This window comes from Nocardia sp. NPDC050378, from assembly GCF_040655675.1.
Lineage (GTDB): Bacteria > Actinomycetota > Actinomycetes > Mycobacteriales > Mycobacteriaceae > Nocardia > Nocardia coubleae.
On the sequence record NZ_JBFAKI010000010.1, the window covers coordinates 58,727 to 77,037 of the forward strand.

Genomic DNA, 18,311 nt, shown 5'->3' on the forward strand with positions numbered 1-18,311 from the left:
GACGCAGGTGCGCCGAAACCGCGGTACCACCCCGTTTGCCCGCGCCGGAAAGCACGCGAGCCTCTCGTTGCGAGCTGTGACGGGCTCACCCGTTCGGTTCTACTGAGCGCGGAGTGCGCCGTTCTTCCGAAGGCTCCCCGGTGATGGCCGGATCAACGCCGTGTGTGTGTCGATTCTACCCGGGCTCGTCCAGCCCATTTCCGCGCGGTCAATCCTTGCGGGCATGTCGTCCCGGCGGGACCGGGTCGTTCTCGGGTCGCCCACCGGCGAGCGCGCTCACCAGCAGGGTGCCCGCGCCGATGACGCAGATCAGGATGCAGCCCCACGCCCACGCCACCGAGCCGGTGGCGAGTGCCGCCACGAGCAGTGCGAATCCGATCGCGGCCAGAACGAGCGTCAAGACGAGCATGCTGACTCCCAAGCAACCGAGCAGCCCGACGAACTGGGCGTTCCCGAATCACGCGACGCGCTGCGCCGCGCGACCCGGGTTCCAGTTTACTTGGCGCCCTTGGCGAAGGAGGAGGCCGGAGCCAAACTGTTGGCCGAACCGTTGGTATCGCCCGCGAACTCGCCGCCGTCGACCGGAACGGCCGAGCCACGGTTCTCCAGCTCCTCGAGCTGCGACTCCAGGTAGGACTTCAGGCGGACGCGGTATTCGCGCTCGAAGGTCTTGAGCTGCTCGATCCGGCTTTCCAGCACCGTGCGCTGCTGGGTGATGGTCGCCATGATCTCGGCGTGCTGACGCTCGGCGTCGGCGGTGAGAGCCTCCGCCTTGTCCTTGGCCTGGCGGATCTGGGTCTCGGAGCGGTTCTGCGCGTCGGCGAGCATCGCGTCGGACTTCTGCCGCGCGTCGGCGATCATCGCCTCGGAGCGGGTACGGGCGTCGCCCACCAGACGCTCGGAGTTTGCTCGCGCGTTCGACAGCAGGCTCTCGGCCTCGGTCTTGGCGTCGGTGGTGAGGCGGTCGGCCATCTCCTGCGCCAGGGTGAGGACCTTCGCGGCCTGCATGTTGGCGTCGGGGCCCGAGTTGTCGCGGACGGGCGCGGCCACCGGCATCGGCGCGGGCGGCGCCGCCGGGACCGGCGCCGGAATAGGTTCTGGGGCCGGCGGCGGTGCCTGTTGGATCGGGGCCTTCACGGCGGCGACCGGGGCCGACCCGCGATTCTTCTTGGCGTCGGCTAGCTCGGTGTCGAGTTCGGCGACCCGCTGACGCAGGTCGGCGTTCTCCTCGATCAGGCGCGAAAGCTCCTGCTCGACGAGATCCAGGAAGGCATCGACCTCGTCCTCGTTGTAGCCGCGCTTACCGATCGGCGGTTTGCTGAACGCGACGTTGTGCACATCGGCGGGAGTCAGCGGCATCGAAGGATCCCTTCACGCGGTCTTTGGAGAACTAGCAAGCGGTCTTCTCGACTCATTGTGTCACACGGAGGTCACGGGCTGCCCGAGCCTACCCACGATGGACATCAGGATGAACACGACGAAGAGCAGAACCATAATCGACAGATCGAGCCGAATACCGCCCAGATTCACAGGAGGTATCAAGCGTCTCAACAGTTTCACCGGTGGATCGGTGACGGTGAAGATGAACTCCAACACGATCACCACCACGCCGGTCGGGCGCCAGTCACGCGCGAAACTGCGGATGAACTCCACGATCACCCGGCTGATCAACAACAGCCAGAAGATGAAAAGCACGAGGTACAGAACCGCGAACAGGGCCACGGCTTCACTCTGCCGCAAAATCGGCGACGTGCAAAATGGCCGCGCCGCGCAATGCGCGGGCGGCCATCACGGCAGTTCGTGGATTGTCGCTATTTCTGGTTGTAGAAGCCGTTTTCGGCGATCCGGCGACGCTCTTCGGCCGATACGTCGACATCGGCCGGTGAGAGCAGGAACACCTTCGTGGCCACCTTGTCGAACGAACCACGCAGCGCGAACGCCAGCCCGGCCGCGAAATCGACCAGCCGCTTGGCATCGGCGTTGCTCAGGTCGACCAGGTCCATGATGACCGGGTTTCCCTCGCGGAAACGCTCACCGATGATCCTGGCCTCGCTGTAATCGCGCGGACGCAGCGTGGTGATCTTGGACAAGGGACCTCCGTCCTCGAAGATCCCGGGCCGCCGCACGGGCGCGGGCTCGGGGCGCAAGCGCTCCTCCAACCTGCGCTCCTCGGCGTCGGGATCGACCGCGAGCGCGCCACGGGTCGAGCCGCGCATTCCCGGCGCGACCCCGCCCGGGCGAAACGTCCGACCCGAGGAGGGCGCCGTCTCGATCCTGGTCGGGCGCCGCGGCGGCTCGTAACGGTCCTCGGCGTAGGCGTCGTCGACGTAGTCGTCGCGACGCGCCTGATAAGCCGGCTTGTAGGCGGGCTGGGGGAAGTCGTCGGCCTCGTCGCCGAAACGCTCGGGGCCGTAACGATCTTCGGCGTAGCGGTCGTAGCTGCGCGGGCGAGTACGGGCGACGCGCTCCTCGGGGCCGCGCGAGGCGTGATCGTCGACGTAGTCGTCTTCGTACTCATCGAGCGGAACCATGCCGAAGTACGCCTTGAACTTGTGCAGCGTGCTCATCCTGGACGACCTTCCTTCGGCCCCGGTGGCGGCCGGGTGTTGAAGTTCTTGCTCAGCGCCTCGTCGGCCAATCGTATGTGTCGAATGTGACTGATGAGGTTTCTTTGCTACGCCGAGGTTATCGGTCGGGCGCCCATCAAGGCGGTACCGACACGCACACACGTCGAACCGTGTTCGACCGCGATCTCCAAATCACCCGACATACCTGCAGAAAGTTCGGTGGCATCGGCGTGTTGCGAGAGCAGCGAAGTGTGCAAAGTCGCAAGCTTCGCAAAGGACGCATGAATGTCGGCGTCAAGGGGTGGAATCGCCATCAGACCGGCCAGATGCAGTCCGGGGGCCTTCGCTACCAGGTCGGCCAGGGCGGGCAGATCGGCCGGTTCGACACCCCCGCGTCCGGGGTCGGCGTCCAGGCTCACCTGCAGCAGCACACGCAGGGGCGCGGTACGCTCACCGGCTGCCTGTGCGTCGGTCGCCGCCCGGTCCAACGCGTTTGCCAGCCGTTCGCTGTCGACCGAGTGCACGGTGTGTGCCCATCGGGCCACGGCGCGGGCCTTATTGCGCTGCAAACGGCCGATCATGTGCCACTCGACGTCGTCGTAGCCGAGTTCGGCGACCTTGGCCGAGGCTTCCTGCTCGCGCGATTCACCGAATTCGCGCCTGCCGAGCCGGTAGAGGATGTCGACGTCGGTGGCGGGGAAGAACTTGGTCACCGGAAGCAGGCGCACCGAGCCGGCGGGGCGGCCCGCCGCGGCGACGGCGGCATCGAGGCGAGCCAGCAGGCCTCCCAGGCGGGTCGAGAGTTCGGTGGCGCGGTCGGTGCCGACCGATGTCTCCGAGGTCATGTGGTCTCCCCTCGTCCGGTTCCTCGGGTGGTGGCGATCATGCGCGCGAGTCCATCCAGATGACGCTCGCGAGACGCCCGGTCGGCGCGCCGCGGCGGTGGCTGAACAGGGTCTTGTCCTCGATGGTGCAGCGCGGGTCGAGCGCGATTCCCCCGACGCCGGCTTCGGTGAGCTGCCTGCTGATCCCCGCCCGCAGGTCGAGACCCGGAGTCTTGCGAACGGTGGTCGTCGCGCTGCCGGGCAGGTGAGCCTCCACGTCGGCGCGCATCGCGGCGGGCACCTCGTACTGGCGACCCGACGCGGCCGGGCCGAGGAAGGCACCGATGCGCTCCACGCGCGCGCCGACCGAGACCATGGCCTCGAGGACGCGGGGCACGATGCCGATCCTGGCGCCGATACGGCCCGCGTGCACGGCGGCGATCACGCCCGCCTCGTCGTCGGAGAGCAGAATCGGCACGCAGTCGGCGGTGAGGCAGACCAGCGCGAGCCCGGGCACGGTGGTGACCAGCGCGTCGGTGACCGGGACGGGCTCGGCGCGCGGTCCGTCGACGATCTCGACATTGCGCCCGTGCACCTGCTCCATCCAGACGAGACGCTCGGGGGTGAGTCCGATGCCCTCGGCCAGTCGAACCCTGTTGCGGCGCACAGCCTCCGGGTCGTCGCCGACGTGGTCGCCCAGGTTGAACGAGTCATAGGGGGCGACGGAGAAACCACCGGAGCGGGTGGTCGTCACCCGGCGAACGGTCACGGTGGAGGGTGCGGAAGTCATGGCTTCGAGGGTAGTGCGGTGACGGGCCGCATCGGTGCGCGGACAGGGTGACGTCGGTCAAGCCCAGGCGCGCCGCCGCAACCGAGTCGCGGCTGCGCCGGTGTGGGTGTGCTGGTCGAAGACGCGAAAAGCGCCCGAACTCGATGAGTTCGGGCGCTCGGTCGACGGTGCTGCTAGCGGCGCATGAAGATCGGCACCTCGATGTCGTCGTCATCGTCGCCGTCGTCGCGCGGTTCGGGGTTGTTGACGCGGTTGAGCGCCTGCTCGGTGACCCGCTGCCGCTCCGACTCCCGGTACCGCTCGGTGTCGCGGTAGTTGGGCGCCGCCGCCCGGCCGCTCGACATGCCCGCGGTGGCGGGCTCGGTGGGCCGGGCCGGGGCCTCCGTGCTTCGGCTCTGCCCGACCTCGCCCGCACGACCGGAGCCGATGGGGTTGGAGGAGGACCGGCCCGTCTGCATGGTGTTCTCGACCGCGCGCCGCGAGGGGCCGCCGCCGTCGAATCCGGCGGCGATCACGGTGACGCGCACTTCGTCGCCGAGCGAATCGTCGATCACCGTACCGAAGATGATGTTGGCCTCGATGTGGGCGGCCTCCTGCACCAGCGAGGCGGCCTCGTTGATCTCGAACAGACCGAGATCGGAACCACCCGCGATCGAGAGCAGCACGCCGTGCGCACCGTCCATCGATGCCTCGAGCAGCGGCGAATTGATCGCCGTCTCGGCCGCTTTCACCGACCGGCCCTCACCGCGCGCCGAACCGATGCCCATGAGGGCCGAACCGGCACCCGACATCACGCTCTTCACGTCGGCGAAGTCGACGTTGATCAGGCCGGGGGTGGTGATCAGGTCGGTAATACCCTGAACACCGTTGAGCAGCACTTCGTCTGCCGACCGGAAGGCATCCATCAGACTCACCGCCGCGTCGCCCAGCTGCAGCAGCCGGTCGTTCGGAATGACGATGAGGGTGTCGCACGACTCGCGAAGCAGGTTGATGCCCACTTCGGCCTGGTTCCCACGCCGTTTTCCCTCGAAGGAGAACGGCCGGGTCACGACGCCTATAGTCAGCGCGCCCAGCTTGCGGGCGATGCTGGCGACGACAGGGGCGCCACCGGTTCCGGTACCACCGCCTTCGCCTGCGGTGACGAAGACCATGTCGGCGCCCTTGAGCACCTCTTCGATCTCGTCCTTGTGGTCTTCGGCCGCTTTGCGACCGACTTCCGGATCGGCTCCGGCGCCTAGTCCTCGGGTGAGTTCGCGGCCGACATCGAGCTTCACATCGGCGTCGCTCATCAGCAGGGCCTGTGCGTCGGTATTGACCGCGATGAACTCGACTCCCTTGAGTCCCTGTTCGATCATCCGGTTGACGGCGTTCACGCCGCCGCCGCCGATACCGACGACCTTGATCACGGCAAGGTAGTTGTGCGGGGGCGTCATGGGCTCTCGCCTTCCTTCGATCTAAAACCCTCAACCTCAACCATAGGGTTGGCGTTATGTCAAGTATCCGACTGCTGCGGAACGCTATTCGCAGCCACCGCGATCCCGGCGCAGGCGCGCCGAAGTTTCGCTCACTTTACCGTGACCAGATTCGGACTCGAAACGTCGAACACGGTGCCTTCCCGGGTGAGCAGCGGCATTACGACGGCAGCTTTGCGCTCCCCGTCGCCCGTGCCGCCCCACACTACCTTTCTTCCGTCGCGCAGGTTGAGCGAGACATCCGAAACCGACCGTGCGACAACCTCACCCACCTGCACCGACAACGCGGGCGGCAGCGTGACCAGCACGGCGACGGCGGCGCGGGCCGCGTCCGGCCCGGACATCGGTCCCTCGGTGACCAATTTCGGCACACCGATCGGCGGTGCGGCCTCGATCGCGAATTCCACACTCTCGGCGTCGATCAGGTGGGCGCCGTCGGGAGCGTCGATGTACACCACCGGAGTTCGCTCCACGACCGTGACCAGCACCGTCGACGGGAACTTCCGCTGCACCCGGACCGAGCGCACCGTGGGGATCGCGGCCACGCGGCGGGCGATCTCGGTGGTGTCGATGCGCAACATCGAACGCCCGTCCGGGATTTCGAGCCGCTCGCGCACCTGTTCCTCGGGCACGGCCGTCAGGCCGTCGATCCGCACGGTCCGTACCGACAACGCCGGGGTGAACCACGCGAGCACCGCGAGCACGGTGACGACGACCAGCCCGATCGCCGTCCAGAGCCGGTAGCCGTGCCACCCGCGCGCGGCGGGCATCGGCAATCTCACCGGCCGCCCTGCTGCGGACGGGCCCGCAAGCCGTCGAGGATCTGGTTGCCGAGCATGGTGACATCGCCCGCGCCCATGGTGATGACGACATCACCGGGCTGCGCGAGCGCCGCGACCTGACGGCCGACCTTCGACATATCGGGCTGATAGTGCACGGGTTTGGTCACCGACTGGGCCACCAGCGCACCGTTCACGCCGGGCAGCGGTTCCTCACGCGCGCCGTAGACATCGAGCACGACCACCTCGTCGGCCAGGCTCAGCGCGGTGCCGAACTCGGCCGCGAACGTGGCGGTACGGCTGTAGAGATGCGGCTGGAAGACCACGATCACCCGGCCCCGTTCGATGCGCGCTCCGTCGCGCGCCTCCTGCGCGACGAGCTGCGCGGCGGCCTCGAGCACGGCCCGCACCTCGGTGGGATGGTGGGCGTAGTCGTCGAAGACGCGCACGCCGTTCTCGCGACCGGTGAACTGGAACCGGCGGTGCACGCCACCGAAACCTTCCAGGCCCTGCACGATCTCGTCGATGTCGGCACCGGTCGCCCGGGCCGCGAGCAGCGCGGCGAGGGCATTGAGGGCCATGTGCCTGCCGGGCACCGACAGGCGGACCGTGCGCGGCGTCGTCTCGCCGCCGAGCTGGAACTCGACGATGCCGCCGACATCGCGCGGCTGCCAGTCGAGCAGCCGGGCACCGACGGGCACGGGCGAGTCGGTCAGGTCACCGGAGCCGTAGCCGAGCACCTGCACACCGCGTTCGGTGAGCCGGGGGGCGACCCGTTCGGCCAGGGCGAGCGAGCCGGGATCGTCGAGGCAGACCACCAGCAGCCCGCCGGGGGCGAGCCGGTCGGCGAAGTCGTCGAAGACCTGGATGTAGGCCTCGTCGGTGCCGAAGTAGTCGAGGTGGTCGGATTCGATATTGGTGACCACGGCGACGTCGGGGTCGTATTGCAGCAGTGAACCGTCGGATTCGTCGGCCTCGGCGACGAAGATGTCACCGCTGCCGTGGTGGGCGTTGGTGCCCGCCTCGTTGAGTTCGCCACCGACCGCGAACGAGGGGTCGGCGCCGCAGTGCTGCAGCGACACGATCAGCATCGAGGTGGTCGAGGTCTTGCCGTGGGTGCCCGAGACGAGCAGGGTCTTGTGCCCGCGCATCAGGGCGGCGAGCACGGTGGGACGCATCAGCACGGGGATGTCGCGCCGATGCGCTTCGACCAGTTCGGGATTGGTCTTCGGGATGGCGGCGTAGGTGGTGACGACGACGGTCGGTCCGCCGGGCAGCAGGTCGAGCGCGTCGGCGTCGTGCCCGATGCGGACCTGTGCGCCACGCGCCCGCAGCGACAGCACCCCGCGGCTCTCCCTGGCATCGGACCCCGACACCGCACCGCCGCGGGCCAACAGGATTCGCGCGATACCGGACATGCCGGCACCGCCGATCCCGACCATGTGCACCCGCGCGAGCTCGGCGGGCAACGCCGACCCCACCGGTTCGCCCGCGGCGTTCGTCGCGGTGATCGCGCTCGGGCGGCCTGCCTGGTCGGGCTTCGCCGCCTCCTCCGGCCGCTGACCGCTCATCGGGCGAGCCCGGCGACGATGCGGGCCACGGTGTCGGCGGCGTCGCGGTGACCCGCGCCTGCGGCGGCGCGGCTCATCTCGGCGAGTCGGGCGGGGTCGAGCAGCAGCGGAATCACCTCGTCCATCACGAATTTCGGGGTCAGCTCGGCGTCGGGGACGATTCTGCCACCGCCCTTGGTCACCACGGGGCGCGCGTTGAACTCCTGCTCGCCGTTGCCGTGCGGCAGGGGCACATAGAACGCGGGCAGGCCGACGGCCGACACCTCGGCGACGGTCATGGCGCCCGAGCGGCAGACCACCGCGTCGGCCGCGGCGTAGGCCAGGTCCATCCGCGACAGGTACGGCACCGCCACGTACGGTGCCGGTGCGTCGGCGGTACTCACCTCGACGCTGTTCTTGGGGCCGTGCGCGTGCAGCACCGAGATCCCGGCGGCGGCCAGTTGCGGTGCGGCGCCGGAGATCGCCTCGTTGAGGCTGCGCGCGCCCTGTGAACCGCCGAACACCAGCAGCACCGGGCCCTCGGCGGGCAGACCGAAGTGCGCACGGGCCTGCGCGCGCAGCGCGGGACGGTCGAGCTCGGTGATGGCGGCACGCACCGGGATGCCGACGACCTCGGCCCCGGCCAGGCCGGAGTCGGGGACGGCGGCAAGCACTTTCGTGGCCAGCTTGGCGCCGACCTTGTTGGCGATGCCAGCCTTGGCGTTGGCCTCGTGCACGACGACCGGCACCCGGCGCTGCCTGCCGATGCCGCGCGCGGCGAGGTAGGCGGGCAGGGCGACGTAGCCGCCGAAGCCGATGACGACATCGGCCTGCACCCGGTCGATCACCGCGCGGGTGGCGCGCACCGAGGAGAACACCCGACCCGGCAGGCGAAGCAGGTCGGCCGACGGCTTGCGGGGCAAGGGAACCGGCGGGATCAGCTCGAGCGGGTACCCACGGTCGGGCACCAGTTTCGTCTCGAGTCCGCGCTCGGTGCCGAGTGCTGTCACCCGGATCGAATCGTCGAGTCTGCGCAAGGCGTCGGCCACCGCCAGCGCGGGTTCGATGTGGCCTGCGGTTCCCCCGCCTGCGACGATCACCGACAACCCGGATCGCGGGCTACTCACTTGGATCTACCTCGTTCTCTGTGTTTGATTGCCCGGTTCACGAGGACCTGCGTGGTCACGCTCCGCTTCCTCCTCCGGTCCGCCGCTTCACCGGGCGGTGTGGCATCGGATAGGTCGGTTCCCATGCTCTGGTCGACCGTAGCGAACTCGTGCCGCGGCTTTCCGGCGCACGTCGCCTGCGCGGGGCATCGGGTTGCCGGCGTGGGGCCTGACGTGGGCGTTCGGTTTTCGCGCGCGGCGCGGGCTTGCGTGGTGCCGGGGTGTACACCTCGGGCACGGGAAGCCGCAGCAGCCTGCTGAGCCTGCCGTCCTGGCCCGCTTTGAGCGCCGAGACCGCCTCGGGCTCGTGCCTGGCCGCACTGGCGATGATGCCGAACATGAACAGCGTGATCGCCAGCGACGAACCACCGGCCGACACCAGCGGCAGCTGCAGACCGGTCACCGGCAGCAGGCCGACGACGTAGCCGATATTGATCAGGGCCTGGGCGGTGATCCAGGTGGTCGCGGTGGCGGTGAGCAGGCGCAGGAACGGGTCGACCGAGCGCAGCGCGATGCGGATGCCGGTGTAGACGAACATCGCCAGCAGGGCGAGCACCGCCATGCAGCCGAGGAAGCCGAGTTCCTCGCCGATGATGGCGAAGATGAAGTCGTTGTGCGAGTTGGGCAGGTAACTCCACTTGGCGCGGCTCTGGCCGAGCCCGCGACCGAGGATGCCGCCGTCGGCCAGCGAGTACTTGGCCTGGCGTGCCTGGTAATTGGCGCCCTGGGGATCGTCACCGGGATTGAAGAACGCGCGCACCCGGTCGGACCGGTACCCGGCCGACAGCGCCAGCACCGACGCGACGACCAAGCCGCTGACCATGATCCCGACGAACAACCGCACCGGCAGCCCACCGAACCACAGCAGCGCCATCAGCACGATGCCGAGCGCGATCGTGGTCGACAGGTTCGGCTCGAGCACCACGAGCAGACACACCAGCAGACCGGCGGGCACCAGCGGTACCAGGATGTCCTTGAGGTGTGCCCCGCGCCGCGACGCGAGCAGGTGCGCGCCCCACACCACCAGGGTCACCTTGACGACCTCGGACGGCTGGATCGAGATGGGTCCGATGTCGAACCAGCGCCGCGCGCCACCGTGCACCGCGCCGATGCCCGGAATGAGCACGAGTACCAGCGCGATCACCGAGATGCTGAACGCCGGGAACGACCACTGCCGCAGGACCCGCAGCGGCAACCGCAGCGCGATGTAGAACGCGACGGCGCCCAGCCCGGCGAACATGGCCTGCTGGATGAACAGCGAATACGCCGATCCCCCACCGGCATAGGCCTCGACGCTCGACGCCGAGAGCACCATCACCAGGCCGAGCACGGTCAGCAGGGTCGCGATGGTGACGACGAGGTGGAACGAGGCGAGCGGACGGGCCAGCCATGCGCCGAAACGCTCCCCCGCCCATCCCGGCTGCGGGGCGATCCGTTTCCGGCGCCCCCCGGTCGGGGCGGTCTGGCCCGTCGATGTCCCCGGGCCCGCCCGCGATGTCATAGCGCCCGCCCGATGTCACCGTCTTCCAGTGCCGTGACCGCGTCGACGAAGCAGCGTCCGCGGTGGGTGTAGTCGTCGTACATGTCCAGGGACGCGGCCGCGGGTGCCAGCAGCACGGTGTCTCCCGCCCGCGCCATACCCGCCGCGGCGCGCACGGCGCGGCCCATCACCGCTTCGGCACGCTGCGATCTCGACGACTCCATGTCTGCATCGTCTCCCGCGTCCAGTGCGATGACCGGGACTTCGGGCGCGTGTCGCGCCAATGCGGCGGCGATCACCGGCGCGTCGGCCCCGAACAGAACCGCGCCCACGAGCCGGTCGGCGACCTCCTCGACGAGGTCGTCGATGGTCGCGCCCTTGAGCAGGCCACCCGCGACCCACACCACGTGCGGGTGCGCGAGGATCGACGCGCGCGCGGCATGCGGGTTGGTCGCCTTGGAGTCGTCGATGAAATCGACGCCGCCCAGTTCCCGCACGAACGCGGTGCGGTGCGGGCCGACCTTGTGTTCGGCCAGGCCCTCTTTCACGAACTGGGGTGCCACGTCGATGGCCCTGGTCAGCGCCGAGGCGGCGAGCGCGTCGGCGATGCCCGCGGGCCCCTGTGGGCTGATGTCGGAGGTCTCGGCGAGGATCGCGGCCTTGGTGAAGGCGCGGTCGAGGAGTTTGCCGTCGACCACGCCGAGTTCGCCGTCGGCGGGCACGCCCACGCGGAACCCGACCGTGCGCCGCGCCTTGGACTTGCGCGCCAGCGCACCGGCGACCGGATCGTCGAGGCCGACCACGCCGATGCGGCCGGTGAGGGCGCGCGCCTTGGCGGCGGCGTAGGCGTCGAGCCCACCGTGCCAGTCGAGGTGGTCCTCGGCGACATTGAGCACCACACCGGCCTCGGGCCGTACCGACGGCGCCCAGTGCAGCTGGAACGACGACAACTCGACCGCGAGCACCTGCGGTCCGGGGTTACGGCGCAGGGCGTCGAGGATGGGCAGGCCGATATTGCCGCAGGCCACGCTGGCGATGCCCGCGGCGCGCAGGATCGAGTGCGTCATCTGGGTGGTCGTGGTCTTGCCGTTGGTTCCGGTGACCACCAGCCACTTGCGGACCGGGCCGTAGATGCGGGCCTGATCGACCCACCAGGCGAATTCGACGTCACCCCAGACCGGGATGCCCTCGGTGACCGCCGAGACGAGCACCGGCGAGTCGGGCCGCCAGCCGGGGCTGGTGATGACGAGGGCGAACCGGGTGAGGTCGGCGTGCTCGAGTTCCACGGTGGTGGCGATCTCGAGCCCGAGTTCGGCGGCCTCGGCCAGGGCCTTGGCACCGCCGTCGGTGACGACGGGATGCGCGCCGATATCGCGCAGCGGTTCGATCAGGGAGCGTCCGGAGACACCCCAGCCGGCGACGAGAACGTCGCGGCCACGCAGGAATTCGAGCATGGGGCCCGGGGAACGCAGGGCACGGGGCGAGTGTTCTACCATTTCCGCTCTCACCCGACCTGGGACAGGTATTCGCTGTAGAACAGTCCGAGACCCACGGCGGCCGCGATGCCCGCCAGGATCCAGAACCGGATGATCACCGTAGTCTCCGCCCACTTGCTCAATTCGAAGTGGTGGTGGAACGGCGCCATCTTGAACAATCGGTTGCGGGTGGTGCGGTACACCGCCACCTGCAGCACCACCGACGCCGCCTCGGCGACGAACAGCGCGCCGATGACGACCATCAGCAACTCGGTGCGGGTGGTGATGGACAGACCGGCCAGCATGCCGCCGAGGGCAAGCGAACCGGTGTCGCCCATGAAGATCTTGGCGGGCGCGGCGTTCCACCACAGGAAGCCGATGCAGGCGGCGGCGGCCGCCGCGCAGACCAGGGCGAGGTCGAGGGGGTCGCGCACGTTGTAGCACCCGGGTCCGGGGCTGGTGGCGCAGGCATTGCGGTACTGCCAGAAGGTGATGATGACGTAGGCGCCGAGCACCAGGCTCATCGATCCGGCGGCCAGACCGTCGAGACCGTCGGTCAGGTTGACCGCGTTGGACCAGGCCACGACCAGCAGACACACCATGATCACGAACACCAGCGCGCCCATCGACACCGTCGACCAGTCACGCACGTACGAGATGTGCTTGCTGCCGGGGGTGAGCCCGTTGTCGGCCCGGAACTGCAGCACCAGCACCGCGAAGATCACCGCGGCACTGATCTGGCCGATGTACTTCCCGGCCGCCGACAACCCGAGGTTGCGCTGTTTGCGCAGCTTGATGAAGTCGTCGAGGAACCCGACCACACCGAGTGCGGTGGTGAGCCCGAGCACGAGCAGGCCCGAGGCCGTCGGACCCTCGGCGTCGTAGCCGAGGCCGATCAGGTGCGAACCGAGGTACCCGGCCCACATGCCGATGAGGATGGCGACGCCACCCATCGTCGGGGTGCCGCGTTTGGCCTGATGGCTGGCCGGGCCGTCGACCCGGATCTCCTGGCCGAAGCCCTGTTTGGCGAAGACCCGGATCAGGAACGGCGTCAACAGGATCGACACCGCGAGCGCGATCCCCGCCGCGAACAAAATCTGCCTCATCGAGCTGCCTCCGAGCTACCTTCCCCTGCCCTGGTCAGGTGTTCGGCGACGGCCCACAGACCGACCGCTTTCGACGCCTTGACCAGTACCACATCGCCGGCGGCGATTTCGTCGTCGAGCAGCGCGATGGCCGCCGAGATATCGGGTACGAGGATCGACTCCTCGCCCCATGAGCCTTCCATCACCGCTCCCTGGTGCATTCCCCGGGAGGGTCGTCCGGTGCCGACCACGATCAATCGGTCGACGTCGAGGCGCACGGCGAGCCGTCCGATCGCGTCGTGTTCGATGACCGAGGTGTCGCCGAGTTCGCCCATCTCCCCGAGCACGGCCCAGCTGCGGCGCGGTTCGGGACCCGACTTGGCGAGGGTGACCAGCGCCTTGAGCGCGGCCCGCACCGAGTCGGGGTTGGCGTTGTAGGAGTCGTTGATGACGGTGATGCCGTCGGGCGTGGTCCGCACGTCCATCCGGCGCACCGAGGCGGCCGTCGCCCCGGACAGTGCCTGGGCGACGGTCGCCAGGTCGGCGCCGCATTCCAGGGCGACAGCGGCGGCCGAGAGCGCGTTGCCCACTTGGTGCTCACCGTGCACGGCCAGCTGCACCGGCACCGATGCGCCACCCGCGTGCAGCGTGAAGCGGGCGCGGGCCTGCTCGTCGGTGGTCACGTCGGTGGCACGGATATCGGCGTCACCGGACAGGCCGACCATCACCACTCGGGCCTTCGTGCGCGAGGCCATGGCGGCGACGTTCGGGTCGTCGGCGTTGAGCACGGCCAGGCCCTCGGCCGGGAGTGCCTCGACCAGTTCGCCCTTGGCCTGCGCGATGGCCTCGCGGCTACCGAACTCACCGAGGTGGGCGGTGCCGACGTTGAGCACCACACCGATGCGCGGGGGCGCGATGCGGGCCAGGGCGGCGATGTGGCCGACGCCGCGCGCCGACATCTCGAGGGCGAGGAACTTGGTATCGGCGTCGGCGCGCAGGGCCGTCCACGGGTGGCCGAGTTCGTTGTTGAACGAACCGGGCGGGGCGACCACGGGACCCAGCGGTGCGAGCACCGCGGCCAGCAGGTCCTTGGTCGAGGTCTTGCCCGACGACCCGGTGACACCGACGACGGTGAGACCGGTGCGCTCGGCCAGCCGCTCGGTACTCACGCGTGCCAGTTCGGCCAGGGCTGCGAGCACGGCGGCACCGGAGCCGTCGCCGTCGTGGCTCAGGGCCACCGAGGTGGCGGGCACGGTGCCCGCGTCCGGCGCGACGACGATGGCGGGCACGCCGACCGGGCGTGCCGCCAGCACGGCGACAGCTCCGGCCTCGACCGCGTTCGCCGCGTAGTCGTGTCCGTCGGAGTTGGCGCCGGGTAGTGCGAGGAACAGATCACCGGGACCGACTCGGCGCGAATCGAATTCGACCGACCCGGTCACCAGTGCCTGGGGGTCGGGTACGTCGTGCAGCTCGCCGCCGACGACGTCCGCGATCTCCCGCAGTGTCATCTCGATCATGAAACCGTCAAGTCCTCCGAGTCCGTGTGCGGACTGTGTTGTGCCAGTAGAGAATCCAGCTCCGCGGCGAGGACCTCACGGTCGTCGAAGGGATGCTTGACGCCCTGGATCTCCTGACCCGCCTCGTGGCCCTTGCCCGCGATGAGCACCACGTCGCCGGAACGCGCCCAGGCGAGTGCGGCGGCGATGGCCGCCGCGCGGTCACCGATCTCGCGGATCTCGCCGCGGTCGGTGGCCGGGAGTTCGTGCGCACCGGCGACCACGGCGGCGCGGATGGCCGCCGGGTCCTCGGTGCGTGGATTGTCGTCGGTGACGATAACCAGGTCGGCACCGCGTGCCGCCGCCGCGCCCATGAGCGGGCGTTTGGCCGCGTCCCGGTCGCCACCGGCGCCGACGACCACCGCGAGCCTGCCTCGGCCCGCGTCGGTGAGGTGCGCGCGCAGGGTGGCGACCACCGATTCGATCGCGGCGGGCTTGTGCGCGTAGTCGACGACGGCGAGGAAGTCCTGTCCGCGTTCGACGCGCTGCATGCGGCCGGGCACGTCGACGGTGGCCAGCGCGGGCGCGGCGATCGCCGGATCGACTCCCGCGGCCGCGCAGGTGGCGACGGCGAGCAGGGCGTTGGCGACGTTGTAACGGCCCGGCAGGCGCAGGCGGACGGTCAGCTCGCCGCTCGGGCCGACCGCGGTGAACTCCTGTTCGCCGCCGGTGGTTTTCACCTCACCGACAACCTGCCAGTCCGCACGGGTCGACGCGGCGTGGGCGGGTGCACCCGCACCTGCCTCGCCGGATGCGCCGGTGCGCCCGGGCTGCTCGGAGTCGGTGCCCGCCGCGCGATCAGAGCTGCCGACCATGCGGCTCCGGGAGGTGTTCGCGGGGTCGCCGGTCGAGACCGTGATCGGGGCCGCGAGGTCCACGGCAAGGCGCCTGCCCCACTCGTCGTCCACGCAGATCACCGAGGTGCGCGCGGCGATCGGCGAATCCGGTTCGAACAGGCGGCGTTTCGCGGCGAAGTAGTCCTCGAAGTCCTTGTGGAAGTCGAGGTGGTCCTGGGAGAGGTTGGTGAACGCGCCGACGGCGAAGCGCACACCGTCGACCCGGCCGAGAGCCAGCGCGTGGCTCGACACCTCCATGACCACCGCCTGCACACCCTGCTCGACCATGGCTGCGAACATCGCGTGCAGTTGCGGCGCCTCGGGGGTGGTGAGCGCGCTCGGCACCCGCTGCCCGCCGATGCGGGTTTCGATGGTGCCGATCAGCCCGGTCGACAGGCCCGCCGCGACCAGACCCGCCTCCACCAGGTACGACGTGGTGGTCTTGCCGGAGGTGCCGGTGATGCCGACGATGCGCAGGCGGTCGCTGGGGTGACCGTAGATCTCGGCGGACAGCTCGCCGAGCACGGCACGCGGGTCCTCGCGCACCAGCACGGGCACCGCCACCTCGCCGATCAGTTCGGCACCGGCCGTGTCGGTGAACACCGCGACCGCTCCGCGCGCGACGGCGTCGGCGGCGAAACGGGCGCCGTGCGAGGTCGCACCGGGCAAGCCGGCGAACAGGTCACCTGGGCGGACGGCGTTGGATCGTTGCTCGATGCCGGTGACGGTCACCTCGGTCGGGACCGGGGTGAGCGTGGTGGCGCCGGTGAGCTCCAGCAGGGCCTGCAGCGGCGTCGACGGCGGGGTGTTCGGCCGGAGCGCGTGCGGGCTGGACTGCGCGGGCACAAGGCTCCTCTCTGAGAGTGATCGAGCGCGTGGGCAAGACGACGAGTCAGGTTACCGTCAGAGCCCGGCCTCCAGCACCAGCGGCCTAGGCTCCGGCGACGGTGGCACCCGGTCGCGCTGCAACGCCCAGGAAGCGATGGTGTGGAACAGCGGCGCGGCCGACCCGCCACCGGACCCGTCGGAGCTGCGTACCGGCGCGTCGAGCATCATGCCGATCACGTAGCGCGGATTGTCGGCGGGCGCCATCCCGGCGAAGGTGATGTAGAACGACGAGGTCGAATAGCAGCGGCACGCCGGGTCGACCTTCTGCGCGGTGCCGGTCTTGCCCGCCACCTGGTAGCCCTCCACCGCGGCCTGCGGCCCGGTGCCCATCTGCACACCCATCGGGTCCTTCTGCACGGTCGCCTGGAAAACCGTGCGCAAGGTGGCGGCGGTCTGCGGGCTGACCACGCGCACGGGCTCGGGCTGCAGTTCCTCGGTGCGGGTGCCGTCGGGGGCGATTCTGGCCTTCACGATGCGCGGCGGGATGCGCAGGCCGTCGTTGGCGATGGCCTGGTACATGCCGGTCATCTGCAACGTCGTCATCGAAAGGCCCTGGCCGATGGGCAGGTTGGCGAAGGTGCCGCCGGACCACTGGTCGCGGGCGGGCACCTGTCCCGGGCTCTCGCCGGGCAGGCCGATGCCGGTGCGCTTGCCGAGACCGAAGCGGTCGATCATGTCGGCGAAGCGGTCCTCCCCCACCCGTTGCGCGAGCATGAGGGTGCCGACGTTGGACGACTTACCGAAGATGCCCGTGGTGGTGTAGGGCGCCACGTCGTGCTGCCAGGCGTCGTTGACGGTGACGCCCGACATCCGGATCGAACCGGGTACCTGCAGCACTTCGTCGGGGTCGGTCAGCCCGTATTCGAGCGCGGCGGCGGCGGTGACGATCTTGTTCACCGAGCCGGGTTCGAAGGGCTCCGACACCGACGGGTTGCTCATGTTCGCCGAGGCCCAGTGCTGGGGTCCCAGTGCGGGATTGAAGGTGTTGTCGTTGGCCATGGCCAGCACCTGGCCGGTCTTGGCGTCGAGCACGACCGCCGAGGCCGAGGCCGCGCCGGAGAGCTGTTTGGCCTGCTGCACTTGCTGCTGGACGAAGTACTGCATGTCCTCGTCGAGGGTGAGCTCCACGCCGTGCCCGTTCACCGCGGGCTGCTGGTCGCGGTAGCTGCCGGGGATCACCGCGCCGTCGGAGCCACGATCGTAGGTGCGGGAACCGTCGGTTCCGGCGAGTACCGAGTCGAGCGCCGATTCGAGGCCGATCTGGCCGTGCCCGTCCCAGCCGGTCGCACCGACCACATTGGCCGCCAGCGCCCCGCCGGGATATTCGCGCAGGTCCTGACGTTCGGAACCGACTTCCGGGAACTTGGTGGTGATCTCGGAGGCGATCCGGGGATCGACATTGCGAGCCAGATAGTGGAAGGGCTTGTCGCTGCGCAGCTTGTCGAGCAGCTCTTCCTCTTTCGGGCCGCTCGCGCCGAGCTTGTCGTGCACGAACTTCGCGATGTCCTTCAGGCGCTGCTCGGGGTCGGGCGCGTTCTCCTTGGTCTTCTTCGCGTCGGCGAGCTGCTGGCGCACCCGGACCGGTTGGAACGTCAGCGCTTTCGCCGTGATGGTGAAGGCCAGCGGGTTGCCGTAGCGGTCGGTGATCGGGCCGCGCACAGCGGCCTCGGTCTCCTTGGTTGTGCGCTGCGAGGCGGCCTGCGCGGAGAGTCCCGGTGCGGCGATGCTCTGGATGTAGAGCAGTTGCAGCGCGACCACGGCGAGAGTGGCCAGCATGGTGACCCGGCCGACGCCGAGGCGCAGCCGGATCGGCCGGTCCGGCGAGAGCGACCCACTGCGCCGG

At 69.6% G+C, this 18,311-nt stretch carries 16 protein-coding genes; all 16 read right to left on the bottom strand.

Annotation, left to right across the window (positions count from 1 at the left end; genetic code table 11):
- Positions 1–208 precede the first annotated feature (208 nt).
- The 16 genes from AB0I35_RS21745 to AB0I35_RS21820 all read right to left on the bottom strand — a co-directional run bounded on the left by AB0I35_RS21745 (position 209) and on the right by AB0I35_RS21820 (position 18,244).
- Positions 209–409: a hypothetical protein gene (locus AB0I35_RS21745; RefSeq protein WP_067497495.1), complete on the bottom strand. Its 201-nt coding sequence runs from the start codon at positions 407–409 to the stop codon at positions 209–211.
- A gap of 86 nt (positions 410–495) precedes the next feature.
- Positions 496–1,359, bottom strand: coding sequence for a DivIVA domain-containing protein (locus tag AB0I35_RS21750; RefSeq protein ID WP_357397979.1), 864 nt, complete (start codon positions 1,357–1,359; stop codon positions 496–498).
- Between the two features lie 60 nt (positions 1,360–1,419).
- Positions 1,420–1,722 carry a YggT family protein gene (locus AB0I35_RS21755; RefSeq protein ID WP_067497489.1) on the bottom strand — a complete coding sequence of 101 codons (303 nt, stop codon included), beginning with the start codon at positions 1,720–1,722 and terminating at the stop codon, positions 1,420–1,422.
- Positions 1,723–1,811: 89 nt separating this feature from the next.
- Positions 1,812–2,567, bottom strand: a complete 756-nt coding sequence (locus AB0I35_RS21760) for a cell division protein SepF (protein ID WP_357397980.1) — start codon at positions 2,565–2,567, stop codon at positions 1,812–1,814.
- A gap of 107 nt (positions 2,568–2,674) precedes the next feature.
- Positions 2,675–3,412, bottom strand: a complete 738-nt coding sequence (locus AB0I35_RS21765) for a YggS family pyridoxal phosphate-dependent enzyme (protein WP_357397981.1) — start codon at positions 3,410–3,412, stop codon at positions 2,675–2,677.
- Between the two features lie 37 nt (positions 3,413–3,449).
- Positions 3,450–4,181 (bottom strand): peptidoglycan editing factor PgeF, encoded by a 732-nt coding sequence (gene pgeF, locus AB0I35_RS21770; protein ID WP_357397982.1) that lies wholly within the window; start codon positions 4,179–4,181, stop codon positions 3,450–3,452.
- Between the two features lie 173 nt (positions 4,182–4,354).
- The gene (gene ftsZ / locus AB0I35_RS21775) at positions 4,355–5,614 is read right to left on the bottom strand and encodes a cell division protein FtsZ (RefSeq protein ID WP_067497477.1); all 1,260 of its coding nucleotides are present in this window, start codon (positions 5,612–5,614) and stop codon (positions 4,355–4,357) included.
- Positions 5,615–5,745: 131 nt separating this feature from the next.
- On the bottom strand, positions 5,746–6,423 hold the full coding sequence (locus AB0I35_RS21780) for an FtsQ-type POTRA domain-containing protein (protein ID WP_357398118.1): 678 nt from the start codon (positions 6,421–6,423) through the stop codon (positions 5,746–5,748).
- Positions 6,424–6,431: 8 nt separating this feature from the next.
- Positions 6,432–7,874, bottom strand: coding sequence for a UDP-N-acetylmuramate--L-alanine ligase (gene murC, locus AB0I35_RS21785; protein ID WP_357398119.1), 1,443 nt, complete (start codon positions 7,872–7,874; stop codon positions 6,432–6,434).
- Between the two features lie 125 nt (positions 7,875–7,999).
- The gene (gene murG, locus AB0I35_RS21790; RefSeq protein ID WP_357397983.1) at positions 8,000–9,109 is read right to left on the bottom strand and encodes an undecaprenyldiphospho-muramoylpentapeptide beta-N-acetylglucosaminyltransferase; all 1,110 of its coding nucleotides are present in this window, start codon (positions 9,107–9,109) and stop codon (positions 8,000–8,002) included.
- A gap of 55 nt (positions 9,110–9,164) precedes the next feature.
- Positions 9,165–10,649, bottom strand: coding sequence for a putative lipid II flippase FtsW (gene ftsW, locus AB0I35_RS21795; RefSeq protein ID WP_357397984.1), 1,485 nt, complete (start codon positions 10,647–10,649; stop codon positions 9,165–9,167).
- On the bottom strand, positions 10,646–12,082 hold the full coding sequence (gene murD, locus AB0I35_RS21800) for a UDP-N-acetylmuramoyl-L-alanine--D-glutamate ligase (RefSeq protein ID WP_181699293.1): 1,437 nt from the start codon (positions 12,080–12,082) through the stop codon (positions 10,646–10,648). Before murD ends, ftsW begins: the two co-directional genes overlap by 4 nt.
- Before the next feature lie 50 nt (positions 12,083–12,132).
- Positions 12,133–13,209: a phospho-N-acetylmuramoyl-pentapeptide-transferase gene (gene mraY, locus AB0I35_RS21805; RefSeq protein ID WP_067497468.1), complete on the bottom strand. Its 1,077-nt coding sequence runs from the start codon at positions 13,207–13,209 to the stop codon at positions 12,133–12,135.
- Positions 13,206–14,705: a UDP-N-acetylmuramoyl-tripeptide--D-alanyl-D-alanine ligase gene (murF, locus tag AB0I35_RS21810; protein WP_357397985.1), complete on the bottom strand. Its 1,500-nt coding sequence runs from the start codon at positions 14,703–14,705 to the stop codon at positions 13,206–13,208. The genes mraY and murF overlap by 4 nt, the downstream gene beginning before the upstream one ends.
- Entirely contained in the window at positions 14,702–16,426 is a 1,725-nt protein-coding gene (locus AB0I35_RS21815) for a UDP-N-acetylmuramoyl-L-alanyl-D-glutamate--2,6-diaminopimelate ligase (RefSeq protein WP_357397986.1), read from the bottom strand. Before AB0I35_RS21815 ends, murF begins: the two co-directional genes overlap by 4 nt.
- Before the next feature lie 57 nt (positions 16,427–16,483).
- A complete protein-coding gene (locus tag AB0I35_RS21820; protein ID WP_357398121.1) occupies positions 16,484–18,244 on the bottom strand; it encodes a penicillin-binding protein 2 in 1,761 nt (586 codons plus the stop codon).
- Between the last annotated feature and the right edge of the window lie 67 nt (positions 18,245–18,311).